Annotated in this window: 21 protein-coding genes and 1 pseudogene; 3 read left to right on the top strand and 19 right to left on the bottom strand. The window is 60.3% G+C overall.

The genetic code is table 11. The features are described 5' to 3' along the window. Nucleotides 1-417: 417 nt before the first annotated feature. From QWI18_RS24140 to QWI18_RS24190, 11 genes are all read right to left on the bottom strand, one after another. Nucleotides 418-1,062 carry a methionine ABC transporter permease gene (locus QWI18_RS24140; protein ID WP_192135597.1) on the bottom strand — a complete coding sequence of 215 codons (645 nt, stop codon included), beginning with the start codon at nt 1,060-1,062 and terminating at the stop codon, nt 418-420. Further along, nucleotides 1,052-2,182 (bottom strand): methionine ABC transporter ATP-binding protein, encoded by a 1,131-nt coding sequence (locus tag QWI18_RS24145; RefSeq protein ID WP_369320048.1) that lies wholly within the window; start codon nt 2,180-2,182, stop codon nt 1,052-1,054. The genes QWI18_RS24140 and QWI18_RS24145 overlap by 11 nt, the downstream gene beginning before the upstream one ends. Nucleotides 2,183-2,184: 2 nt before the next feature. Then, on the bottom strand, nt 2,185-2,979 hold the full coding sequence (locus QWI18_RS24150; protein ID WP_369320049.1) for a MetQ/NlpA family ABC transporter substrate-binding protein: 795 nt from the start codon (nt 2,977-2,979) through the stop codon (nt 2,185-2,187). A 90-nt stretch (nt 2,980-3,069) separates the two neighbouring features. Then, nucleotides 3,070-4,434 (bottom strand): LLM class flavin-dependent oxidoreductase, encoded by a 1,365-nt coding sequence (locus QWI18_RS24155; RefSeq protein ID WP_369320050.1) that lies wholly within the window; start codon nt 4,432-4,434, stop codon nt 3,070-3,072. After that, nucleotides 4,434-5,639, bottom strand: coding sequence for an SfnB family sulfur acquisition oxidoreductase (locus QWI18_RS24160; protein WP_369320061.1), 1,206 nt, complete (start codon nt 5,637-5,639; stop codon nt 4,434-4,436). Before QWI18_RS24160 ends, QWI18_RS24155 begins: the two co-directional genes overlap by 1 nt. A 37-nt stretch (nt 5,640-5,676) precedes the next feature. Next, nucleotides 5,677-6,918 (bottom strand): SfnB family sulfur acquisition oxidoreductase, encoded by a 1,242-nt coding sequence (locus QWI18_RS24165; protein WP_369320051.1) that lies wholly within the window; start codon nt 6,916-6,918, stop codon nt 5,677-5,679. Nucleotides 6,919-7,424: 506 nt separating this feature from the next. Further along, a complete protein-coding gene (locus tag QWI18_RS24170) occupies nt 7,425-8,159 on the bottom strand; it encodes a hypothetical protein (RefSeq protein ID WP_296309813.1) in 735 nt (244 codons plus the stop codon). A 571-nt stretch (nt 8,160-8,730) separates the two neighbouring features. Then, a complete protein-coding gene (gene tcyN / locus QWI18_RS24175; RefSeq protein WP_065991020.1) occupies nt 8,731-9,474 on the bottom strand; it encodes an L-cystine ABC transporter ATP-binding protein TcyN in 744 nt (247 codons plus the stop codon). A gap of 3 nt (nt 9,475-9,477) precedes the next feature. Continuing rightward, nucleotides 9,478-10,146, bottom strand: coding sequence for a cystine ABC transporter permease (gene tcyL / locus QWI18_RS24180; protein WP_065991026.1), 669 nt, complete (start codon nt 10,144-10,146; stop codon nt 9,478-9,480). Beyond that, nucleotides 10,143-10,940: a cystine ABC transporter substrate-binding protein gene (tcyJ, locus tag QWI18_RS24185; protein ID WP_065991028.1), complete on the bottom strand. Its 798-nt coding sequence runs from the start codon at nt 10,938-10,940 to the stop codon at nt 10,143-10,145. Before tcyJ ends, tcyL begins: the two co-directional genes overlap by 4 nt. Before the next feature lie 230 nt (nt 10,941-11,170). Further along, on the bottom strand, nt 11,171-12,172 hold the full coding sequence (locus tag QWI18_RS24190; protein ID WP_369320052.1) for a D-cysteine desulfhydrase: 1,002 nt from the start codon (nt 12,170-12,172) through the stop codon (nt 11,171-11,173). Between the two features lie 206 nt (nt 12,173-12,378). Between QWI18_RS24190 and epsC the strand changes: the two genes are divergently transcribed. Further along, nucleotides 12,379-13,332 carry a serine O-acetyltransferase EpsC gene (epsC, locus tag QWI18_RS24195; protein ID WP_065991374.1) on the top strand — a complete coding sequence of 318 codons (954 nt, stop codon included), beginning with the start codon at nt 12,379-12,381 and terminating at the stop codon, nt 13,330-13,332. An 821-nt stretch (nt 13,333-14,153) separates the two neighbouring features. Beyond that, on the top strand, nt 14,154-16,148 hold the full coding sequence (gene betT / locus QWI18_RS24200) for a choline transporter BetT (RefSeq protein ID WP_065991032.1): 1,995 nt from the start codon (nt 14,154-14,156) through the stop codon (nt 16,146-16,148). 110 nt (nt 16,149-16,258) lie between these two features. On the opposite strand, the pseudogene QWI18_RS24205 reads toward betT, so the two are convergent. Next, nucleotides 16,259-16,402: pseudogene (locus QWI18_RS24205) on the bottom strand (SDR family oxidoreductase); the annotation flags it as partial. Nucleotides 16,403-16,554: 152 nt separating this feature from the next. Between QWI18_RS24205 and mgrA the strand changes: the two are divergent. Further along, nucleotides 16,555-17,592 (top strand): L-glyceraldehyde 3-phosphate reductase, encoded by a 1,038-nt coding sequence (mgrA, locus tag QWI18_RS24210; RefSeq protein WP_065991034.1) that lies wholly within the window; start codon nt 16,555-16,557, stop codon nt 17,590-17,592. Nucleotides 17,593-17,730: 138 nt separating this feature from the next. Here mgrA and ntrC read toward each other — a convergent pair whose 3' ends face one another. The 7 genes from ntrC to glnA form a co-directional block, all read right to left on the bottom strand. Further along, nucleotides 17,731-19,167 carry a nitrogen regulation protein NR(I) gene (gene ntrC, locus QWI18_RS24215; protein ID WP_133775642.1) on the bottom strand — a complete coding sequence of 479 codons (1,437 nt, stop codon included), beginning with the start codon at nt 19,165-19,167 and terminating at the stop codon, nt 17,731-17,733. Then, complete coding sequence (gene glnL / locus QWI18_RS24220; RefSeq protein ID WP_065991042.1) at nt 19,164-20,249, bottom strand: nitrogen regulation protein NR(II); 1,086 nt, start codon at nt 20,247-20,249, stop codon at nt 19,164-19,166. The genes ntrC and glnL overlap by 4 nt, the downstream gene beginning before the upstream one ends. 303 nt (nt 20,250-20,552) lie before the next feature. Then, nucleotides 20,553-21,197, bottom strand: a complete 645-nt coding sequence (locus QWI18_RS24225; protein WP_065991044.1) for a DUF4124 domain-containing protein — start codon at nt 21,195-21,197, stop codon at nt 20,553-20,555. Next, nucleotides 21,181-21,711 carry a DUF4124 domain-containing protein gene (locus QWI18_RS24230; RefSeq protein WP_369320053.1) on the bottom strand — a complete coding sequence of 177 codons (531 nt, stop codon included), beginning with the start codon at nt 21,709-21,711 and terminating at the stop codon, nt 21,181-21,183. Before QWI18_RS24230 ends, QWI18_RS24225 begins: the two co-directional genes overlap by 17 nt. A gap of 127 nt (nt 21,712-21,838) precedes the next feature. Further along, nucleotides 21,839-22,405 (bottom strand): chorismate mutase, encoded by a 567-nt coding sequence (locus QWI18_RS24235; protein ID WP_369320054.1) that lies wholly within the window; start codon nt 22,403-22,405, stop codon nt 21,839-21,841. 28 nt (nt 22,406-22,433) lie between these two features. Next, nucleotides 22,434-22,883 (bottom strand): cupin domain-containing protein, encoded by a 450-nt coding sequence (locus QWI18_RS24240; protein ID WP_065991050.1) that lies wholly within the window; start codon nt 22,881-22,883, stop codon nt 22,434-22,436. A gap of 167 nt (nt 22,884-23,050) precedes the next feature. After that, the gene (glnA, locus tag QWI18_RS24245; protein WP_037018763.1) at nt 23,051-24,457 is read right to left on the bottom strand and encodes a glutamate--ammonia ligase; all 1,407 of its coding nucleotides are present in this window, start codon (nt 24,455-24,457) and stop codon (nt 23,051-23,053) included. Between the last annotated feature and the right edge of the window lie 153 nt (nt 24,458-24,610).

Here is a 24,610-nt window from a genome sequence, read left to right on the forward strand (position 1 = left end):
AAACTGGGGTATCTGCCACCGACCGTTTACGAACGGACGATGGCCTTGAAACAACCTATCGAGGTGTCCGGAATTAGTTGACCACTACACCCATGCCAATAGTGGGATCGGCCAAATCCAGTCCCACTGAATGAGCGCATGCTGTTAGTGGGACCGGCTTCAGTCGGGAAAAGGCCCGTGGCAGCACCATCCATTTTGCAGTGTGACGCCCGACGCATTCCCGGCTAAAGCCGGTCCTACTGAATGAACCCATGCCAATAGTGGGATCGGCCAAATCCAGTCCCACTGAATGAACGCATGCTGTTAGTGGGACCGGCTTCAGCCGGGAAGAGGCCGATGGCAGCGCCATCCATTTTGCAGTGTGACGCCTGGCGCTTTCCCGGCTAAAGCCCGTCCTGCAGGGAAAGCACCCTTCGATCAGCGCTTGTTCAGCCGCAACGCCAATCGATCCCCGCCCAACTGGATCACCGCCACCAATATCACCAGCAACACGATCACGGTGAGCATCACTTGGGTGTCAAACCGCTGATAACCGTAGCGATAAGCGATGTCGCCCAACCCTCCGGCGCCAATCGCGCCCGCCATGGCCGATGAATTGATCATCGTCACGAGGGTGATGGTGAATCCCCCAACGATGCCCGGCAGCGCTTCGGGCAGCAGCACGTGCCAGACGATGTGCCAGCGGCGGCAACCCATCGCTTGTGCGGCTTCGACCAAACCGTGGTCCACCTCGCGCAAGCTGACTTCCGCAATGCGCGCGAAGAACGGCGTCGACGCAATGGTCAGCGGCACCACCGCCGCCCACACGCCGTAGGTCGTGCCGACGATCAGCCGCGTGAACGGGATCAGCGCGACCATCAGAATCAAGAACGGCACCGAACGGAAGATATTCACGAACGCCCCCAGCACCCGGTTCACAGTGGGCGCTTCAAAGATCCCGCCCTTGCCGCTGGTCACCAGAATCACCGCCAGTGGAATGCCCAGCATCAACGCGATCAACGACGACACGCCGACCATCAGGAAGGTATCGATGACGCCCTGCCAGAGACGATCAAGCCACATAACCCAGTACCTCCGCCTGCTGCGCGTGTTTGCGGGCGCGATTGAGCAATTCTTCCGCCGACAGTGGCGAATGACTCACCGCCAGCAGCAGATGACCCAGCGCACGCCCTTGAATGCGTTCGACGCCGCCATGCAGCAGGCTCACCCGCCCGCCAAAGGCGCTGAACAAGGCCGACAGATCAGGCTCCTTGCCGTCGCTGCCGGTGAACTGCAGATCCAGCACAACGCTGGCGTGATGATCGGAAGGGTGCGGCTGCAAGCGCGCTTGAACATCCTCCGGCAGCGCCTGTTGCAGCGGCGCCAGCAGCGTCTTGCTCACCTCATGCTGCGGGTTGCCGAACACCTGCCAGACCGGGCCTTGCTCGACAACCTGACCTTTTTCCAGCACCACCACCCGGTCACAGATCTCCCGGATCACCGCCATCTCGTGGGTGATCAAAATGATCGTCAGCCCCAGGCGCCGGTTGATCTCACGCAGCAGGCCGAGAATTGATTGCGTGGTCTCCGGGTCGAGTGCCGAAGTCGCCTCGTCGCACAGCAGAATCGCCGGATCATGCACCAATGCCCGGGCAATGCCGACGCGCTGCTTCTGCCCACCCGACAGCTGTGCCGGGTAGGCCTTGTGCTTGCCTTCCAGCCCGACCAACGCCAGCAGCTCGGCGACTTTGCGCTGACGCTGCGCCTTGGGCACGCCCGCGACCTTGAGCGGCAATTCGACGTTCTGCCACACAGTCTTGGCCGACATCAGATTGAAATGCTGAAAGATCATGCCGATGCGTCGGCGCAGCGCCACCAGCGTGTCTTCGTTGAAGTCGCCGATGTCCACTTGATCGATCAGCACGCGGCCGCTGCTGGGTTTCTCCAGACGATTGATGGTGCGGATCAGCGACGACTTACCTGCGCCGCTGCGGCCGATGATGCCGAACACCTCACCGCGCTGGATATCCAGGTCGATGCCCTGAAGCGCCGGCACCGGCCCTTGCGGACCTTCATAGACCTTGCCCAGATTAATGAAACGCACATGGGCGTGTTGCTTCTGCGGATGGAGTTCGGCTTGCTCGGCGGCATGGGGAGCCGCAGCACCCTCAAGCGTCAAAGCGCGTTGCGCGGATGCGGTCATGGTCAGTTCTTCCAGCCAACTTGATACAGCGAGCCATTGACCTTATCCAGCGAGGCGCGCACGACGGGCGAGTGCTGGTAGATATCGATGAACTTGGCCAGACGCGGGTCATCCTTGTGGTCCGGTTTGATGACGAACTGAATCACGTATTCCGGGTGGTCGAGGCCGTCGAACAGGATCGCCGAGCCAGCATCGAAGGTCTTCGACAAACGGATGTAGGCCGGGTAGCCCTGCACCAGATCGGCATCGTCATAAGCGCGCACCAGTTGCACGGCTTCGACCTGGATCAGCTTGATCTTCTTCGGATTGGCGGTGATGTCGTCTTCGGTGGCCTTGTAACCCACGCCCGGTTTCAACGTAATCAGGCCGGCCTTGGCCAGCAGTTGCAGACCGCGTCCGCTATTGATCGGGTCGTTGGCGATCGCCACAGTCGCACCGGTTGGCAGCTCATCGAAGCTTTTGTACTGCTTCGAATACAGCCCGACGTTGTTGATGATGCCCGGCGCGTAGGGCACCAGATCGAAGCCGGACGCGGCCTTGGCGTTTTCCAGAAATGGAATGTGCTGGAAGTAGTTCACGTCGATGTCACCGGCGTTGAGGCTGACGTTGGGCGCGATCCAGTCGGTGAATTCCACCAGCTCGACCTTCAGGCCCTGCTTCTCGGCTTCGGCCGCGGCGGCTTCCAGCGGTATGGCGAACGCCGCCGTGGTACCGATTTTGAGCGGTTGATCAGCGGCGTGGGTGATCCCGGTAAACAGGCCCAGGGACAGCGCGAGGGTGAGGAGGGTTTTGGTCATGGGTGGTAATCCGGGTCAGTGGTCTGGTTTGAATGCTTGGATGTCTGTGAAGCCGTCTTCGTCCGGATGCGGCCCAGACCAAGCGCGCGCCTACACGTTGCGGCGCGTTCTGTAGCTCGCGCCTGCGTGGCGATCCGGCAGTCGCGCGTCGCCTTCAAATAACTTCTCGCGCAAGGTGCCGTGTTCGTACGCGGTCTTGTACGAACCCCGTCGTTGCAGCTCGGGGATCACCAGATCGATGAAATCCTCGTAGCTCTCCGGGGTGACGATGCGGGTGAGGTTGAAGCCGTCCAGACCGGTTTCGGCGATCCACGATTCCAGCTCGTCGGCGACCTGCTCGGGCGAGCCAGTCAGCGTGAGGTAACGGCCGCCCAGGGCGTGCTGATCGAGCAACTTCTGGCGGGTCCAGTCGTTGTTCTTGAGGATCTTCGTCGCTGACTGAATGGCATTGCCTTTCACGTGCTGGATCGGCTCGTCGAGCGCGTAGTCGGCGAAGTCGATGCCGGTGGACGCGGCAAAATGGGCGAGCCCGGCCTCCGCGCTGGCGTAAGACCGGTACTCCGCATGCTTGGCCCGCGCCGCTTCTTCGGTGGCGCCGACGATCACGTTGAGGCCCATGAACACCTTGATGTCATCGGGATTGCGCCCGGCGGCCACGGCACTGGCGCGGACCTTGTCGACCTGTTCGCGGGTCGCGGGTTTGTTCTGCCCGCTGATAAACACGCACTCGGCGTTGCTGCCGGCAAACTGCAAACCGCGGTCGGAACTGCCCGCCTGAAACAACACCGGCGTGCGCTGCGGCGACGGCTCGCACAAGTGATAACCCTCCACCTGATAGAACTCGCCGCTGTGCCGCACGGGGTGGACCTTTGCAGGCTGGGCATAAATGCGCGCCTGACGGTCCTCGATCACAGCGTCGTCCTCCCAACTGCCTTCCCACAGCTTGTACAAAACCTCCAGGTACTCATCGGCCTGGTCGTAGCGGCGGTCGTGTTCGATCTGCTCGGTCAGGCCCATCGCGCGTGCGGCGCTGTCCAGATACCCGGTGACGATGTTCCAGCCCACGCGTCCGCGGGTGAGGTGATCCAGCGTCGACATGCGCCGGGCGAACAGATACGGCGCCTCGTAGGTGAGGTTGGCGGTCAGGCCGAAGCCGAGGTTTTTCGTGACCGCGGCCATGGCCGATACCAGCAGCAACGGATCATTCACTGGCAACTGGATCGACTCCTTCAGCGTCACGTCCACCGACTTCTGATAGACGTCGTAGACCCCGACGATGTCCGCGATGAACAAACCGTCGAACAGCCCGCGCTCCAGCAACTGCGCCAGATCTGTCCAGTATTCCAGGGTCTTGTACTGGGTGGACGTGTCCCGCGGGTGTGTCCAGAAGCCGTGATTGATGTGGCCAATGCAGTTCATGTTGAACGCGTTGAGCAGGATCTTTTTCTTGCTCATCAGATCGTCCCCCGGCGTGGCGGCTTGACGTCATTGAGGTAGTAATTGCCGATGGCGTGATACTTCCAGCGCACCGGGTCGTGCAGCGTGTGAACCCGCGCGTTGCGCCAGTGCCGGTCAAGGCCGTGCTCCGCCAGCGTGGCCTGGGAACCGGCGAGTTCGAACAACGTGCTGCCGGCATCCAGTGAGATCTCAGTGCTGATCGCCCGCGCTTCCGCCACCGCAATCGATGCCTGGGCCAGCGTTTCGGGCGTGGTCTCGGCCTGTGCGCGATCAAGGTATTCCCCTGAACGTTCAAGCAGGGCTTCGGCGGCGTGCAGACGAATGCCGAGCCTGCCGAAGCTGTGCAGCGTCAGCGGATCATCGACGGCTTTTTCTATGCCGGAGTCGATCCATGGCCGGGTGCGGGTGCGCACGAAATGCAGCGCGTCTTCAAAGGCCGCGCGAGCGATGCCGGTGTCGATGGCGGCATGGAGAATCTGCGCCAGCGGGCCCACGGTGGTCGGGCGCTCAAACGCCGTCTGAAAAGGCACCACGTCATCGGCTTCGACGTACACGTTATCGAACACCACCGAGCCGCTGCCCGTGGTGCGCTGCCCGAACCCGCTCCAGTCGTCGATCACGCTCAGCCCCGCGGCATTCGCCGGCACGAATGCCAGCTGCTGCACGCCGTGGTCATCGACCACCGAGGTCGGTATGCGTTGGGCGTAAAGAGCGCCGGTGGCGTAGAACTTACGGCCGTTGATGCGCCAGCCGTTGCCGTCGCGGCTCAGGCGGGTGGTGCGGTCGTGGGCGGTTTTGGTGCCCAGTTCGGCCAGCGCGTTGCCGAAGCGCTGACCGGCAAGGACCTCTGCATACAGCCGCGCCTGCTGCGCCGGGCTGCCATTCAGCCGCAGCACTTCCAGCGCGTAGAAGTGGTTCTGTGGAATTTGCCCCAGGGAGGCGTCGGCGGCAGAGATGATCCGAATGACGTCGGCCAGGGTGACATTGGAGACGCCTGCGCCGCCGAAGGCCTTCGGCACGCTGATGCCCCACAGTCCGGAGCGGGAAAACGCTTCCAGTTCCTGATGGGGCAGACGCCGTTCGCGATCACGCGTGGCGCTCTGTTGTTTGAAATCTTCCGCCAGCGTGCGGGCGATGCGCAGTGCCTCGGCGTCGTCACGAATGATCGCGGTCACGGCGGTCGCCTGCGTGTCACGCGGCAAGGTTTGAAGGCTCATAAGTGTGCTTCCAGTGGTCTGGTTATATCCAGGAATGACGGGCAGGCAGGGTGCCGTTCAGGTGCCAGGCGCCGACGGCGTGCACCTTCCAGCGCACCGGGTCATGGAGGGTATGAACCCGCGCGTTGCGCCAGTGCCGATCCAGATTGAATTCAGCCAACGTCGCGCGACTGCCCGACAGCTCGAACAATTTTTCACTGGCGAGCAGGGCGATCTGAGTGGTCAGCACCTTGGCTTCGGCGACCACGATGGACGCCCGCGCCGCTGAGTGTTCGTCGATGGGGGCGGCGGCAATGTCATCGAGCACGCGACCGGCCTTGCGCAACAGCGCTTCGGCGGCGTGCAGTTCGAGCTTTAACTTGCCGATGTCGGCGATCACATAGGGATCGTCACTGGCGCGCTCCACATTGGCGTCGATCCATGGCCGTGAACGCTCGCGCACAAAACGGATGCTTTCGTCGATGGCTTCCCGGGCAATGCCCGCATCGATGGCCGCCTGAATCAGCTGCGAAACCGCGCCCTGAATGTTCGGCGACAGGCCGAGCTTCCAGTTATCCACAACCAGCTCGCCACTCACGCGCACGTTTTCCAGCAGCACGCTGCCGCTGGCGGTGGTGCGCTGACCGAAGCCGGACCAATCATCGATGATGTGCAGCCCCGGCGTCCCGCGTGGCACGAACACCAGCACCTGTTTGCCGTCGTCATTGATGGCCTTGACCGCCACCCAGTGGGCGAACAGCGCGCCCGTCGAGTAGAACTTGCGGCCGTTGAGCAAAAAATGATCGCCGTCCGCAGTCAGTCGGGTTCGCACGTCGAGGGTGTTTTTGGTTCCTCGCTCGGGGCCGCCGTTGCCGATGCGTGCGCCGCCCAGGATGCTGGCGAACAGCGTTTCCTTCTGAGCCTCCGTGGCGCTGCCCGTCAGCGAGTAGAGGATGCCGAAGTGGTTCTGTGGAATCTGGCCCACGGCAGGGTCAGCTGCCGAGAGGATGGCGAAAACCTCGGCCACTGTGACGAACGACACTTGGGGCCCGCCGTACGCGCGCGGCACCGAGATGCTGCCCAGACCGCTGCGGGTAAACAGTTCGATTTCCGACCAGGGCAGTTGCCGCTCGCGGTCTCGCGTAGCGGCATTGGGGCGCACGATCGCGGCCAGTTCATGGGCCGCGGCAATGGCGTCGGCGTCGTTACGCAATACGTTGGCAGGAAGCAGGGGAGGAGCCACGTCCAGGGTGTGCTGGACAGAAAGGGCGTTCAGATCAGTCATGGTGGTGACCTTCTCGAGCGCGAGCACTGGGGTCGTTGTGCTTGACCATTCGAACCTCGAATCAATACCGCGATGGCGGCGGGAAAATTGACGATGGTCCGGTGGTCCGGTGCATATACCCTAAGCGTGTATAAACATTAAATAAACTCACATTTAGGCATAAGCATAGAAGGCGAAATGGCGGCGGCCGTCCCCAACGCCGTGGCTTGGGTGTAGGTCAGGCATGAGCCGAAAGCCAGCGCCAGAATCATGTACTTGACGATATGTCTGCAGGGCATGGCGAACACCTCGTGAAGGGTTTCACCGCAGGCTAGCAGTCAGTCTTCGATGGACGAGGGAGGAATTTGTAGGACGCTGATGCAGATCATGTGGGAGCTTTCTTCTCCTCTGCGGATCTGTGGAGGTGTTCACATTGCACGACGCCATGTGGCGGGCATGTGGCGGGCAGCACACGTGTCGCAGCGCGCAGAAGGTGCGCCGCGACAGCGTTCTGGGCAGGGTCGATATCAAACTTCGGCCCCATCGGTCACGTCGGTCGATACCTTGATCAGCCGTGCCGGCGCCCAGCGCGAGTTGTTGCCGACCCGGTCAATCACGCAGTAGCTCACCTCCAGATGGGGATCATCGCCGGTCTCGCGCACCAGCTCTGCCGGTATTTCAACAACGATAGGCCGGCCGACGTCATCCTGAGTGAGGGGTGGCAAGTCCAAACGCAGGTCGCCCCAGCGCAGGGTGATCTCGTCGTAGGCATCCATGTTGGGATAGGCGTCGAGGGTGAGCTGCACGCCCTCATCGAAATGGCGCGCCGTCAAACCGTCGTGCATGACCAACTCTGCGAAGGTCACTGGTGCCAGCCCCTGATTCTCATCGCCCTCGCCGCTGACCAATTGACCGCCGGGAGTCTCCAGTTTGACCCACAGTTTGGCGCCAGGAGACTTAATGGGTTCGCTGCCAATTTTGGTAACGCGATAGTAGGTTTTAACTTTTCCGCTTCGAAGAAAACTTTCGGGTACATGTAGGACGGATGTATGCCCGATGTCGGACTCCGATAAAAGTTTTGACGCGGCATAACAACCTCCCCAAAACAATTCGATCAAGTCACCACAGTCCATTTCTGGCCAGGGGTCAATGTGTACCTGCAGATCGGCCGCCGCAAGGGCGCCAATCCCGTGCTTGTTCGACTGTGGGAGATACGGGGCCATCAACTTGAAAGACTGAGTCATTACAGGGGTATGGATCATTTTTTAATACTCTTCGAATGTGTGCCTGGGTCAAGGCAAGTCAGGTAGTTAATTCATCGCAACTGCAACGTGGAAACGACTGGCACTAGTACACGCCGGGATGCGCAGGCATGGCAAACATTACAAACGGTGGCAATTGGTGAGTTGCCGTTTGGGAAAGAAAATAAACACGGAGCGATTTCAGCTAATTGTGTTGCGGTGTTTGTGTCAACGGCATTTAAGTTTTTAAAGTCTGTGAGAGACAAATGCAGAAGTTTCCTACACTCGGGCGTTGCTTATGGGAGGGAGTTACGACTCCGGTCCTACCTGAGCGGCCGGGCGTGCCGCCTTTGACAGCCAGCGAGTGGATGAAAAGTGTCAGCGGCAGTTATTTGTGGGCGGAGAAATGGTCAATCAACGTTGCGGGGAAGCGGAGAGAGTGAGGGCTGTACATATAGAAAAAATAGATAGATGTGCGGCGGTTAGCCGGCGTCGAAACAGTAAGACTTTTAGTGGATCAACGCTTTTCTAAATATGAACGACAAAGAAAACGGCGCCTGTTGGCGCCGTTTTGAACACATATCGTGTCGGACTAGTTCCTGCTGCGCTCAAGAAACTGCCTTGTGCGTTCTTCTTTGGGATTGGCAAACAGCGCTTTCGCCTCACCCTGTTCAACGATGACGCCCTTGTCGATGAAAATCACCCGGTTGGCGACGTCCCGCGCGAAGCTCATTTCGTGGGTCACGATCACCATCGTGCGTTTCTCCAGCGCCAGGGCGTGAATCGTATTCAGCACCTCGCCCACCAGCTCGGGATCGAGCGCAGACGTCGGTTCATCGAACAGAATGACTTCAGGCTCCATGGCCAGCGCACGGGCAATCGCCACCCGCTGTTGTTGGCCGCCAGACAGCCGACGCGGATAAGCGTCCTCTTTCCCCGCGAGGCCGACTTTCGCCAGCAGCGCGCGGCCCAGCTCGATGGCCTGCTCGCGCGGCATCTTCTTGACCACGGTCGGGCCTTCGATGACGTTTTCCAGCGCCGTGCGGTGCGGGAACAGGTTGAAGTTCTGGAAGACGAACCCGACATGCTGGCGCAGTTGCCGGATCAGTCCCTGTTGCTGGCTCAGCGGACGGCTCAAATCGACTTTGATGTCGCCCACGACAATGCTGCCGCTCGTGGGCACTTCCAGCAGGTTCAGGCAGCGCAACAAAGTGGTTTTGCCCGACCCGCTTGGGCCGATGATCGCCACCACCTCGCCAGGCTCGACCTTCAGGTCGATGCCCTTGAGCACTTCGTTGCCCTTGAATTGCTTGGTCAGTTTTTCAACCGTGATCATGCCTCAGGACTCCACGTCGTGGCGGTTGGCCCGTGCTTCCAGGCGATTTTGGAAATGCGCCAGGATGCTGCACAGCACCCAGTAGATCACCGCAACGGTGAAATACATGGTGAAAATTTCCAGCGTCCGCGAAGAGATCAGCTGCGCCTGGCGGAACACTTCCGGCACCTGAATGGTGGCGGCCATCGCCGTGTCCTTGACCAGCGAAATAAAGCTGTTGCCCAGTGGCGGCAACGCGGTGCGTGCAGCTTGCGGCAAGATGGCGCGGCGCATCGTCTGGGCGCGCGTCATGCCGATGCTCGCAGCGGCTTCCCATTGCCCTCGGTCCACCGAACTGATCGCGGCCCGAAGGATTTCGCAGGCATATGCGGCCATGTTCAGCGAAAGACCGATCAGCGCTGCGGTGATCGCATCCAGTTCAATCCCCAGGTCCGGCAAGCCGTAATAGATCATGAACAGCTGGACGAGAAGCGGCGTCCCACGGAAAAACGACACGTAAACCCTGGCAACGGCACTGATGACCCAGATCTTCGACAAACGCATCAGTGCCAGGCCGAAGCCCAGCACCAATCCGAAAAACATCGACCCCAGGCTCAAGCCCACCGTGTAATACGCGCCCTTGAGCAAAAAGGGCGCGGAGTCCAGCGCGAGCTGAAGGCTCTCTGGAATCATTTGGTCACGTCAGCCTTGAAGTACTTGTCCGACAGCTTGGCGAGGGTGCCGTCGGCGCGCAGCTTGTCGATGGCCTTGTTGATCGCGTCCAGCAATTCAGGCTCGCCCTTGCGCAGTGCGACACCGGACTCCTGACGGGAGAACGCTTCGCCGGAGACCGCCAGTTTGTCCTTGGTCTTGGCGACCAGTTCCAGTGCAGCGAGGCGATCGACGAGGATGGCGTCGATACGGCCGACACGCAGGTCCTGGTATTTGGTCGGATCATCGTCGTAGGTTTTGACGATGGCATCAGGCACGTTGGCTTTGAGCCATTCTTCGTAGTTGGTGCCCAGACCGACGCCGACTTTCTTGCCTTTCAGGTCAGCAGCCGTCTTGATCACGCCGACGTCTTTGGTCTGCACCAACGCTTGAATGCCCGACACGGTGTACGGTTCGGAGAAGTCGTACTTTTTCTTGCGCTCGTCGGAGATGGTCACCTGATTGATCACCACATCCAGACGCTTGGATTCCAGCGCGGCCAGAATTCCAGCCCACGGCGTGGCTTGCAGCTTGACCTTGACGCCCAGTTCCTTGGCGAGTGCTTCAGAGAACTCGACTTCAAAACCGGTTAGTTTGCCGTCTTCACCCACGAAGCTGAACGGGGGATAAGTGCCTTCCAGGCCGACATTGAGGGTTCCATTCTTTTTGATCGTTGCCAGTTGTTCGCCAGCCATAGCCTGGCTGACCAGACCGGTGCCCAGCACCAGGCTGAAGGCCGACAACAGAAAGGTGCGGCGGATTGCAGACATGTTCATGAAAGTCCCCTGTTTTAATTGGAATGTCAGGCAAGTATCAGACCCGACGAAGCTACGTTGGGATCACGCGTTTATCCAGCTTTTTCAGTCGCCTGCGAGGCTCTGCGCGCCGGCTGGCGGCGATCATAAGACCCGAACCAAGGCCTGAAAAATAATAAAAATCGAACTGCTTATCAGTTTTTGGAATATTAAGCCTGTGCAACCCTGCGAGCAGGAGTGTGAAGGGGGCTCTATGCCGCCGAAAAGACGCCCTGGTACGCAAACAAGGCAGGCGCCCCGCCGGTGTGCAGGAACACGATCGGCCCGTCTTCGAAACGCTGCCGGCCAATGCCGTCGAGCAGTCCGGCCATGGCTTTGCCGGTATAGACCGGGTCCAGCAGCAGCCCTTCATGACTGGCCACCAGCCGGATCGCCGCCAGCGTCCCGGCATTCGGCTCGCCGTACCGTGGGCCGAAGTATTCGTCCCACAGCTGCACCTTGAACGCGGCGGGCAATGATTCGCCCAGCAGTTCAACGGTTTGCTCGGCCAGACGCTGAACCTTGGGCGCCTGGGTTTCTTCCGGGCGCGACACGGTCACGCCAATCACCGGCAGCTCGGGCAGTTCTTCCGCCAGCGCAAGTGCCAGGCCGCTGTGGGTGCCGGCACTGCCCGACGCGAGGACGACGGCTGCAAATGAGAGGCCGCTTTGCTTGATCTGCTCGGCCAGTTCAAAACCGGCCTGCACATAACCCAGCGCGCCGAGGGCGTTCGAACCGCCAATCGGCACCAGGTACGGCTTCTTGCCGCTGAGACGCAGCCGGCTCGCAAGTGCCTGCAACTGCTCGTCTGCATTGTCGAGGTTTTCGACCAATTCGACTTTGGTATCGAACAAATCCAGCAACAGGCGATTGCCGTTGCCCAGGTAATTGCTGTCGTCAGTCGCGATCGGGTTTTCCAGCAGGGCGACACAACCCAGGCCAAGACGGGCGGCGAGGGCGGCGGTTTGGCGCACATGATTGGACTGAATGGCGCCCGCAGTGATCAGCGTGTCGCACCCTTGAGCCAAGGCGTCGGCCGCGAGGTATTCCAGCTTGCGCAGCTTGTTGCCGCCCATGGCCAACGGGGTGATGTCGTCGCGTTTCACGTAAATGTCGCGGCCGGCCCAGGTCGAAAGGCGTTCGAGCTTTTCAAAAGGCGTCGGGCCGCCGAGCAATTCCAGACGGTTAAAACGGGCGAGCTGTTGTTTGATCATGGTGGCGTCGAAAGGTCTGCAATTGAGTCGCAGGACTATAGGCAGACGTTTCCCGCAGGGCAACCGCCCGGCGTCCGCCATCCTCTAGGCAGAAGCCCCACAAAAATAGTTATTTTTTTGCCGCAAAGGGATGTCGTAGAGTGATTCCACTTCGGCCGTTACAGCCTGACTCGCCGTTGAATTGAGGAGAAATCTGCGTGAGCACTATTCCCGACCTATCCCCGGAATCCTGCGCCGAGGGCGTGACCGGCCACTGGCAATTGCAGCGGATTGTGGGCGAATTGCGCGCCGCGCGTGATGACTGGCGTACCAGCAACGGCCGAATCAGCGGCGAGAAGGGCGGCCGCGAGCTGCCTTCGCGGGAGGCCATGCGCGACATTCTCGATGCCTTGTGCGGCGCGCTGTTTCCGATGCGGCTGGGGCCGGTGGACCTGCGCGAAGAGAGCGAGGACTTCTACGTCGGCTACACCCTCGACGTGGCGCTGAATTCGTTGCTCGACCAGGCGCGGCTCGAACTGCGCTACGCCGCCCGCCAGAAAGGCCAGGATGCCAGCTGTGCGGACGTGCATGCGGAACGGCTGATTCAGGATTTCGCCAGCGCGCTGCCGACCATTCGCCGCATCCTCGACACCGACGTGCTGGCGGCGTATCACGGCGACCCCGCCGCGCGCAGTGTGGATGAGGTGTTGCTGTGCTACCCGGGCATTCTGGCGGTGATCCACCATCGTCTGGCCCATCACCTGTATCACAACGGTTTGCCCTTGCTGGCACGCATCAGCGCCGAACTGGCCCATTCCGCGACCGGCATCGATATTCATCCCGGCGCGCAGATCGGCCCAAGCTTCTTCATCGATCACGGGACAGGCGTGGTGATTGGCGAGACTGCAATCATCGGCGAGCGCGTGCGCATTTATCAGGCGGTCACGCTGGGCGCCAAACGTTTCCCTTCCGATGAGGATGGTCAGTTGCTGAAGGGCCATGCGCGCCACCCGATCGTCGAAGATGATGTGGTGATTTATGCGGGCGCCACGATTCTGGGGCGCATCACCATTGGCAAGGGCTCGACCATCGGCGGCAACGTCTGGCTGACGCGCGGCGTCCCGGCAGGCAGCAACGTCAATCAGGCGAGCCTGCAGCACGAGGATGGCTGTCCGAAGTAGCCCGTCATGTCGCAAATTTCGGGGTGCGCACGCTGGCCTCTTCCCGGCTGAAGCCGGTCCTACTGACCAACCGCGCACATCGTGTAGGACCGGCTTTAGCCGGGAAGGCGTCAGTCGTCATGTCGCAAATTTTTGGGTGCGCGCACTGGCCTTTTCCCGGCTGAAGCCGGTCCTACTGATCGACCGCGTACGCTTCGTAGGACCGGCTTTAGCCGGGAAGGCGTCAGTCGTCATGTCGCCAATCTTCTTGCGCGCGCACTGGCCTCTTCCCGGCTGAAGCGGGTCCTACTGATCGACCGCGTACGCTTCGTAGGACCGGCTTTAGCCGGGAAGGCGTCGGTCGTCATGTCGCAAATTTCGGGGTGCGCACGCTGGCCTGATCCCGGCTGAAGCCGGTCCCACTAATCGATCGCGCACATCGTGTAGGACCGGCTTTAGCCGGGAAGGCGGCAGTCGTCATGTCGCAAATTTCGGGGTGCGCACACTGGCCTCTTCCCGGCTGAAGCCGGTCCTACTGACCGACCGCGTACGCTTCGTAGGACCGGCTTTAGCCGGCAAGGCGGCGTGTGTCACTCCGCAATTTCTTCAGCGCTTTAAAAACCCTCCCGAACCCACGGAACGAAAGGCTTTCGTCGTCCGTCCTACCCTCGCCTGAGAGAGCGTCACGCCACTGTGCATTAGTCTCCAGCCGTGTTTTCGTGTTTTAATTGAACGTTCAATCAAGTTAAACCGGTGGTTCGCTGCCCGCTGATCTCAGGAGGCCTACCTTTGCCGCATACACGTTGCATGATCAATCCCCTCGCCCGCGCGGCGGTATTCATATGAATAATTCGAGCGCTCCGAACAGCTCGGCCGTTCGCATGAACGGCCCTGTTTTCTACTTTGCGGCCAGCTTCATCCTGATCTTCGGACTGGTCGTGATCGGTTTCCCGGAAGCCTCGGGTGCCTGGTTGCTTGCCGCGCAGAACTGGGCCGCCAATACCGTTGGCTGGTACTACATGCTGGCCATGACCCTGTATCTACTGTTCGTGGTTGTTACCGCGATTTCAGGCTACGGCAAGATCAAGCTTGGCGCGGACCACGACGAACCCGAGTTCAGCTACCTGTCCTGGGCCGGCATGCTGTTCGCCGCAGGGATCAGCATCACGCTGTTCTTCTTCTGTGTGTCCGAACCGCTGACCCACATGCTGGCGCCGCCACAGGGCGAAGGCGGGACCACCCAATCGGCACGTCAGGCCATGCAGTTGCTGTTTCTGCACTGGGGCTTGCACGGTTGGGGCGTGTTCGCGTTCGTCGGCATGGCACTGGCTTACTTCGCGTATCGCCATAACCTGCCGCTGGCATTGCGTTCAGCGCTGTATCCGCTGATCGGCAAGCGCATCAATGGCCCGATCGGCTATGCGGTCGACGGCTTCGGCATCATCGCCACCATCTTCGGCCTCGGCGCCGACATGGGCTTTGGCGTCCTGCACCTGAACTCCGGGCTGGACTACCTGTTCAACGTGCCGCACACCCAATGGATTCAGGTGGGTTTGATCACCCTGATGATGGGCGCGGCAATCCTCGTAGCCATCGCGGGCGTGGACAAAGGCGTGCGCGTCATGTCCGACATCAACATGCTGCTAGCCTGCGCGCTGCTGCTGTTCGTGTTGTTTGCCGGGCCCACGCAACACCTGCTCAATACCCTGGTGCAGAACATCGGTGATTACCTCGGCGCACTGCCGGTCAAGAGCTTCGACGTGTATGCGTACGACGGCCCGAGTGACTGGCTGGGCGGCTGGACCGTGTTCTATTGGGCGTGGTGGATTGCCTGGTCGCCGTTCGTGGGTCTGTTCATTGCGCGTATCTCCCGTGGCCGCACCATTCGTGAATTCGTCTGTGGCGTGTTGCTGATTCCGCTGGGTTTCACCCTGGCCTGGATGTCGATCTTCGGTAACAGCGCCATCGACCTGGTGCTGAACCACGGCATGGCGGCCTTGGGCCAATCGGCTATCGACGATCCGTCGATGACCCTGTACCTGATGTTGCAGACGTACCCGTGGAGCCGGACGGTCATTGCCGTGACGGTGTTCATCAGCTTCGTGTTCTTCGTGACCTCTGCCGACTCCGGCACCGTGGTGCTGTCGACACTGTCCGCCAAAGGCGGCAGCCCGGACGAAGACGGCCCGAAATGGCTGCGCGTGTTCTGGGGCGTGATGACCGCGCTGATCACCAGCGGGTTGCTGTTCTCGGGCAGCATCGATGCGCTGAAGTCAGCGGTGGTGCTGACCTCGTTGCCGTTCTCGCTGATTCTGCTGCTGATGATGTGGGGGCTGCACAAGGCGTTCTATATGGAATCCCAGCGCAAGATCGCCCAGCTGTATTCGCTGGCACCGGTCTCTGGAGCGCGGCGCGGCGGATGGCGTCAGCGTCTGACCCAGGCGGTGGCGTTCCCGTCCCGGGACGAGGTTTACCGCTTCCTCGATCAGACCGTGCGCCCGGCGATTGAAGAAGTGACGGCAGTGTTCGTCGAGAAGGGCCTGACCGTCGTGACTCAGCCGGATCCGGCCAACGACACCGTGGGCCTGGAGATCGGCCACGGTGAAGAGCGTCCGTTCGTGTACCAGGTGACCATGCGTGGCTACTTCACGCCGTCCTTTGCGCGCGGCGGCATGGGCTCCAAGCAGCTCAACAACCGCCGTTACTACCGTGCCGAAGTGCACCTGAGCGAAGGCAGTCAGGACTACGACCTGGTGGGCTACACCAAGGAACAGGTGATCAACGACATCCTCGATCAGTACGAGCGCCACATGCAGTTCCTGCACCTGGTGCGTTGAGGCTGTTTCGTTTGTAGAAACACGCGTGCCCGCGACGGCGTCGTGCCAGTCCCCCTAACCGGGGGCTGCCACGAAATCTTCGCGGGCACGCGCGCTTCTACCGCCTGGTTTTACGCCAGGCCACCATTCGCCCGCAGCACTTGACCATTCACCCAGCCTGAATCCGGGCCGGCAAGGAAGGACACGACGCTGGCGATATCTTTCGGCTGTCCCAGCCGTTGCAGCGGCGGCATGTTGGCGAAGTGCTGGATCTGCTAAGCGAACAATTGAATGCGCATCGCCGCCTGTCTGCGCTGAACGGGTGGCATTCGTCCACTCGCTTGAACCCCCTCGTCGCACGGAAATCCGAGTAATCTCACGGGTTTGGTTATGTGACCTGACTTCCATACAAGAAAGAGAGGACTGGATGACTTACATCGCTGCCGAAAACCGTTATGAACGCATTCCCTATCGTCGCGTAGGCCGTAGCGGCCTGGTGTTGCCAGCGCTCTCCATGGGGCTGTGGCACAACTTCGGCGACAGCACGCCGATGGACACCCAGCGCGCGATGCTGCGCACGGCCTTCGATCTGGGTATCAACCACTTCGACCTCGCCAACAACTATGGCCCGCCCTACGGCAGTGCCGAGATCAATTTCGGCCGCCTGCTCAAAGAAGACTTCAAGCAGTACCGGGACGAGTTGATCATCTCCAGCAAAGCCGGCTGGGATATGTGGCCGGGGCCTTACGGTCAGGGCGGCGGATCGCGCAAGTACGTGCTCGCCAGCCTCGACCAGAGCCTGCAGCGCATGGGTCTGGACTACGTCGATATTTTCTATTCCCACCGCTTCGACCCGGACACCCCGCTGGAAGAAACCGCCAGCGCACTGGCCACCGCTGTGCAGCAGGGCAAAGCGCTGTATATCGGGATTTCGTCGTATTCAGGCGCCAAAACCCGGGAAATCGCCGGCCTGCTGAAAGAGTGGAAAGTGCCGCTGCTGATTCATCAGCCGGCCTATAACCTGCTCAATCGCTGGGTCGAAAAAGACCTGCTGGACACCACAGAGGAACTCGGCTCGGGCGTTATCGCGTTCACCGCACTGGCCCAGGGGTTGCTCTCGGACAAGTACCTGAACGGCATTCCAAAAGACGCGCGGGTCAACCGTCCCGGTGGCGGCTCGTTGCAGGCGGCGCATTTGTCGGAGCAGAACATCGAGCACGTGCGTGCGCTGAACGAGATCGCCAAGCGTCGCGGCCAGAGCCTGGCGCAGATGGCACTGGCCTGGACGCTGCGCGATCCACGCGTCACCTCCGCACTGATCGGTGCAAGCCGTCCGGAGCAGATCATCGAGAACGTCGGCGCCCTCGACAACCTTGAGTTCAGTCAGGAAGAACTGGCAGAGATCGACCGCTTCGCAGTCGAAGGCGGGATTAATCTGTGGGAGAAGCCGTCTTCGGCTGAGTGACGCTGGGCTGTTGGAGCCGGCTTGCTGGCGAACTCAACACGTCAGGCGACGTTTCTATCGTTGACACCGGTCCGTTCGCCAGCAAGCCGGCTCCTACAATTTCTGGTCTAGCCCATCAATACACGGGGCTGCATCCGTTCAGCCCTCATCACCCTCGTCATCGTCCCCGCCATCGATCTTCATGCCCAATTCCTTGATCTTGCGGGTCAAGGTGTTACGGCCCCAGCCCAGCAGCACGGCAGCGTCGCGACGACGGCCAGCGGTATGCTTGAGCGCGGTCTCGATCATGATGCGTTCGAACGTCGGCACGGCACTGTCCAGCAGGCTGGATTGGCCGCGCGCCAGCGCTTGATCCGCCCATTGGCGCAGCGCTTGTTCCCAGTTGGTCACCGGGGCAGCGTCCTGCGGCAGGCTCAGCAGTTCAGGCGGCAGATCGCTGACGTGCACTTCGCGGCCTGAAGCCATCACCGTGATCCAGCGGCAGGTGTTTTCCAACTGACGGACGTTGCCCGGCCACGGCAGGTGCTTGAGGTATTCCTCCGTTTCCGCCTTCAATAGCTTGGGCTCAACGGCCAGTTCCTGCGCAGCGCGGCTGAGGAAGTGGCGTGCCAGCGTCGGGATGTCCTCGCGACGGTCGGACATGCGCGGGATGTGAATGCGGATCACGTTCAGGCGGTGAAACAAGTCTTCGCGGAACTTGCCGGCCTGGACCAGGGTTTCCAGATTCTGGTGGGTCGCCGCAATGATGCGCACGTCGACTTTGACCGGCACGTGACCGCCCACCCGGTAGAACTCGCCGTCGGCCAGCACGCGCAGCAGTCGGGTCTGGGTATCGGCCGGCATGTCGCCGATTTCATCGAGAAACAGGGTGCCGCCGTCGGCCTGCTCGAAACGCCCGCGGCGCAGGTTCGCCGCGCCGGTGAACGCGCCTTTTTCATGGCCGAACAGTTCGGATTCCATCAAGTCTTTCGGAATTGCGGCCATGTTCAGCGCAATGAACGGCGACGCCGACCGTGGGCTGTGCCGGTGCAGGGCGTGGGCAACCAGTTCTTTACCGGTCCCGGATTCGCCGTTGATCAACACGGTGATATTGGAGTGGCTCAAGCGGCCGATGGCGCGAAACACCTCTTGCATCGCCGGCGCTTCGCCGATGATTTCCGGCGTGCGGGTCAGGGCAGGCGGAACGGCCAGGCCTTGCTGCTCTTGAGCGTGCTGATTGGCGCGTTTGACCAGAGAAACAGCTTCGTCAACGTCGAACGGCTTGGGCAGGTACTCGAAGGCACCGCCCTGATAGGACGCCACGGCGCTGTCGAGGTCCGAATGCGCGGTCATGATGATGACCGGCAGGCGCGGATGCTGTTCGCGAATGCGCGCCAGCAGGTCCAGGCCGCTGGCGCCGGGCATGCGGATATCGGAAATGATCACGTCCGGTTGCTGGCGGGCCAGGCGGCTCATCACACCATCGGCGCTGTCGAAACTTTGCGTGGTCATGCCCTCTTGCTGCAGGGCTTTCTCCAGTACCCAGCGGATGGAACGGTCGTCATCGACGATCCAGACAGTTTCACTACGGCTCATGTCGACGCTGCTCCTTGTTCCAGCGGCAGGAAGATCGAGAATGTTGTATGGCCAGGATGGCTATCACACTCGATCAGCCCCTGGTGCTGACTGATGATGTTCTGGGTAATGGCAAGGCCCAGCCCGGTGCCATCCGGGCGGCCGCTGACCATGGGATAAAAAATGGTTTCTTGCAGCTCCGGCGGAATGCCGGGGCCGTTGTCGATGATTTCGATCTTGCTGACCAGACGATGGCGCACGTGGCCGATGGTGAACTGGCGCATGGCGCGCGTGCGCAGGCTGATGCGGCCCAGACGCAGCTCGTTCTGGCTGCTGATCGCCTGCATGGCATTGCGCACGATATTGAGCACCGCCTGAATCATCTGCTCGCGGTCGATCAGCACATCGGGAATGCTCGGGTCGTAGTCGCGCACGAGGGTGATGCATCCCTGGCTTTCGGCTTCGACCAGGCTGCACACGCGCTCGAGCACTTCATGCACGTTGGTCATCGCCAGCATCGGCAGCTTGTTCGAGCCGAGCATGCGGTCGACCAGATTACGCAGACGGTCGGCCTCTTCGATGATGACGTTGGTGTAGTCCTTGAGGCTCTCCTCCGGCAGCTCACGTGCCAGCAACTGCGCGGCACCGCGAATCCCGCCAAGGGGGTTCTTGATCTCATGGGCCAGGCCACGCACCAGCATCTTGGTGGTTTCCTGCTTGGACAGCTGAGCCTCCTCCTTGGTGATGCGCAGCAAGCGATCACGGGGATGGACTTCCAGCAGCAGCATCGTCTCGGCCTGGGAAAGGATCGGCGTGACGGCGTAATCAACCGTCAGCGTCTGGCCGGTCAGTGCGGTGAGCATGGCCTCACGCTTGGTGAACGGATGCGCCTGTTCCACCGCCTGACGAAGGGAGCTCAGCGCTTCGGCGGATTCGGTGAACAGCTCGCTGATGAATTGTCCGTGGCTGCGCTGACCGCTGATGGCCAGCAGCATTTCAGCGGCAGGATTCATGTACTCGAGGCGCAGGTCCGAGTTGAGCAGAATCGTGGCAGTGGTCAGGTTGTCGAGTAACAACCGATGCAACGCATCGCTGATAGTCATGAATCCCGGTGACCTCTTTTGGCTCTATGCACACGGTCTGGGCCGTGAGTGCAGGCGCTGATTGGTCTTTGCCAGCGTATGGAAACCGCTGAAACGTGTGATGTGCTTGCGCATTCATTACAAAATGCAAAAACCAAACCAAGGCTCCGAAAAGAAGCGCGGATTGAGGAATTGAGAGCGTTTTTTGCACGGCGGGCGCGGCGACAGTGCATGAATTCCTGAATGCTGAACCAAAATGGGCTTTTATAACGAAACCTTGTTCAGGTTGCGCACCATAATAGAGCATAGCCAGTCAGGCATGGTTTAGCGGAAAAATGGAAAGAAGCTCGATTCTTCTTCTGGCTTGTCCTTGAGGGGGCATTCGGGGCGCACTCCGTAATCATCCGTTTTGCAAGGCTGTGCGAGCCGCTTCTGCGCCAGAGAGATGCGTATCAGGTGAAAGGGCTGATTGGGGGTTCGCTCCAGCACTCGGCCGTATTGATCGATGATCTCCACGGACAGCTGGTGAGTGCCGCGGTCGATGTTGGTCAGCGGAAACACCGGGCTGCGCGTCGGCTCGCCATAGGGTTTGCTGTCGAGCAGTAACCGGTACAGGTGGTCTGGCTGTAGCTCTGGCTCATTGCTGACGGTGACATTCAGGTTGCCCTCAATGTCGCGAATCGTGCTGTCAGGTTCCGGCGCCAGAATGCGCAGCAACTGATAATGAAAGATGGGCCCCGCCGCTGGCTTCGGTTTGGATGGCCGACTGGGCGCCTTCGCAGGCTGATCGACCCGGTTGGTCGGCGCAATGTCGACCTTCTTCGCATTGCGGTGAGGTTGGTCGGTGAAGACCCGATTCCCGTCTGCATCGACGTAGGTATACACCTGGGAGAGGGCGGACTGACTTACGCCGAACAGCAGGCAGAGGGCAATGGCCAACCGGCAAAAGTGTTTAAGGTCTGCCGACATGAACTCGCTGCACTGTCAGGTTGACCGTCTCGCTTTGCTGGATGGAACGCTGATTTTCCAGCACCTGAACCGAAAAGCTGTGTTCGCCCCGTTCAAGCTCCATCACCTGCAGTCGCGGAATATTGGTGGGCTGGCCGTAGGGCGTGCCGTCCACTATCAACTGCAGCAAATGCCCGGGCTGCAGACGAGGCTCAATGGCCACGCCAACGGTAAACGAGCCGTTGTTGGCACGAAGCGCTTCGTCCTGGGGCAAGTCTTTCAGCGCGAGCACCTGATAGGTGGCAGCGGTTTGCTGGTTCTGGTTCTGGTTCTGCGTCGCGGGCAGTGGCGGCGGCGCGGCAGGCACCACGGTCTCGACGCTGTTGAGCGGCGGCAGCTCGACAGTCTCGGCTTTGGTGCCGTTCGGCGGCTGGTTGCTGTACGCCGTGTTACCGGAGGCATCGGTGTATTTGTAAATCTGCGCGGCAGCGGGCAGTGCAAACACCAGCAGCAGAAGGGCGAGACATTGACGCATGAACACTCCAGTGCAGCGATCAGGACAACCAACAATGGTGCCGCGCTCAATGCATGGCGCGGCACAGGATCAGCATAGAGGAATACTGATCGACGGTGTCAGTTGAGAAGCGGATCTGCGTGCCTGCTTACTGGCTTGCCTTGATCCGGCAAAGGTCGCCTGCCGCCCGTTGCAACGCGGTCACGATGACCGGATCACTTGCCTGCCGCTGGATTTCCGACTGCACCCAACCCGGGCACTTGGCATCGCTGCGATAAGGCTGAAACGCCGAGTAACTTTGCATCAACACCGGCAGCAGCGTATCCAGCCGACCCCGGATGCCATCGGTGAGACTGGATTCGGGCTTCTCCGGAGAGTGGCCGGTTTCACGCCACTGCTCGATGCGCGCGTATTGCACCATCTTGTTGGCTTCCATCTGGGCGGTCATGAACTCGCGCACGTCGTCGGCCGCCAGTTTGAATTCACCCGCCCGTGATTCGGCGCTCTGGATCACCTGGCGCTCGCGCTCACTGTCCTGTACCGGCTTGCCGCTGTGCCATTTGCTGCGCGCCACGTCATTGGCGATTTCCAGCCTTTGCTCCATGGCCGCAATAAGCGGCTGAAGTTGCCCAGGAGGCTGCTGAGCAGGCGCCGCGTGAACGCCGGCCGACACCAGGCCGCAGGCCAGGGCGGCGAGTTGGAGCTGTTTGAGCATTGTCATGTCCTCACGTATGACCAAGCGATCACTGTTTAACATTTTGGCTGGAAGAAAGTGGCATTCCCGGTGTTCCGGCGTAAAAAACGACGAGCTCCACGGCGGTGTCTCCCGTCAGGCCTCGGTGCTGCCTGGCGACCATTTCAGGCAGCACATCGCCTGGTTTCAGCTGAATCGACTTGCCGCCTTCGCGGGTTTCCACCGTGAGATTGCCGGACACGACATAGGCCGCATTGGGCATCGGGTGCTCGTGCCATTTGAGGGCGGTGTTGGCGGGGATCTTGATGTTGAGGACCGTCAGCTCAGGGTTGCCGACAGGGTAGGCGTCATAGGGTGTTCCGTCCCAGGAAGTTGAGCTTTTGAGCAGAACGGTGGACTCGACCGTTGAGACTGGAGCGGAGCTGGACGTTTGCGCGGTGGCGCATCCGCCAAGGGCGATCATCGCCAGCAGCAGGCAGGCGGGGGTGATGTTGAGCATGAAAGAAATCCTTGTGCTTGTTGAAGAGCAGAAAGCACAAGGTTGCCGGAAGCATCGTTCCCATCTGCGGTACATATTTATAGCGACTGAACAATACGCGCTCAGTAACAAAAAAGGCCTCCCGAAGGAGGCCTCTTGTTCACGCGGCTTACGCCGGCGCGACTGGATCAGCAGCTGTAGTACAGCTCATATTCCAGTGGGTGTACGAAGGTGCGTACTTTGATTTCTTCTTCGGATTTCAGAGCGATGTAAGCGTCGATGAAGTCGTCGCTGAATACGCCGCCTTTGGTCAGGAACGCACGGCCTTTATCCAGTTCTTCCAGGGCTTCTTTCAGGCTGCCGCAAACTTGTGGGATCTCTTTCGCCTCTTCAGGCGGCAGGTCATACAGGTTTTTGTCAGCAGCATCGCCAGGGTGGATCTTGTTCTGGATGCCGTCCAGGCCAGCCATCAACAGGGCAGCGAATGCCAGGTAAGGGTTGGCTGCCGGGTCCGGGAAACGTGCTTCGATACGACGGCCTTTAGGGCTATTGACGTAAGGAATACGGATCGAAGCCGAACGGTTACGAGCCGAGTAGGCCAGCATGACCGGCGCTTCGAAGCCTGGAACCAGACGCTTGTACGAGTTGGTTGCCGGGTTGGTGAAGCCGTTCAGGGCCTTGCCGTGTTTGATGATGCCGCCGATGAAGTACAGAGCGGTGTCGGACAGGCCGGCATAACCTTCGCCTGCGAAGGTGTTCTTGCCATCTTTGGAGATGGACATGTGAACGTGCATACCCGAACCGTTATCGCCGTACAGAGGCTTGGGCATGAAGGTAGCGGTGCGGCCGTAAGCGTCGGCAACGTTATGCACGACGTATTTCAAGGTCTGAACTTCGTCAGCCTTTTTAACCAGCGTGTTGAATTTCACGCCGATTTCGTTCTGGCCAGCGGTTGCCACTTCGTGGTGGTGAACTTCGACGACCTGGCCCATTTCTTCCAGAGCGTTGCACATTGCGGTGCGGATTTCGTGGTCGTGGTCGAACGGTGGAACCGGGAAGTAGCCGCCTTTGATACCTGGACGGTGGCCCTTGTTGCCGCCTTCGATGTCAGCGTCGGACATCCACGAACCTTGTTCGGAGTAGATCTTGAACATGGAGCCGGAGATGTCGGACTTGAATTTCACTTCGTCGAAGATGAAGAATTCTGGCTCAGGGCCGGCGAATACAGTGTCACCGATGCCGGTCGACTTCAGGTATTCCTCGGCGCGGTGAGCGATGGCGCGTGGGTCGCGATCATAACCTTGCATGGTCGACGGTTCGATGATGTCGCAAACCAGGATCAGGGTAGGCTCTTCGGTGAACGGATCCAGGACGGCGGTTTCGTCGTCCGGCAGCAGGATCATGTCGGAGGCTTCGATGCCTTTCCAGCCCGAGATGGAGGAACCGTCGAACATTTTGCCGACTTCGAAGAAGTCGTCTTCCAGCGCATCGCGGGCCGGCATGGTCACGTGGTGCTGAGTGCCTTTGGTGTCCGTGAAGCGCAGATCAATCCACTTAACGTCATGATCTTTGATGAGTTGAACCGACTTCGACATGTTGTCCTCCGGGGTGGATTAGGGCCTGAGTAGTAGTGGGCCCTTCAATTTGGGTGATGCCGGGCGCGATACTCGACCAAGGCAACCTGCCTCACAAGGGAGCAATTTGCATGCCAGTGCCCTGTGTTGGGATTTCCTCGGGAATACCTGTCT

Source organism: Pseudomonas sp. W2Oct36 (assembly GCF_041060465.1).
Classification (GTDB): Bacteria; Pseudomonadota; Gammaproteobacteria; order Pseudomonadales; family Pseudomonadaceae; genus Aquipseudomonas; species Aquipseudomonas graminis_B.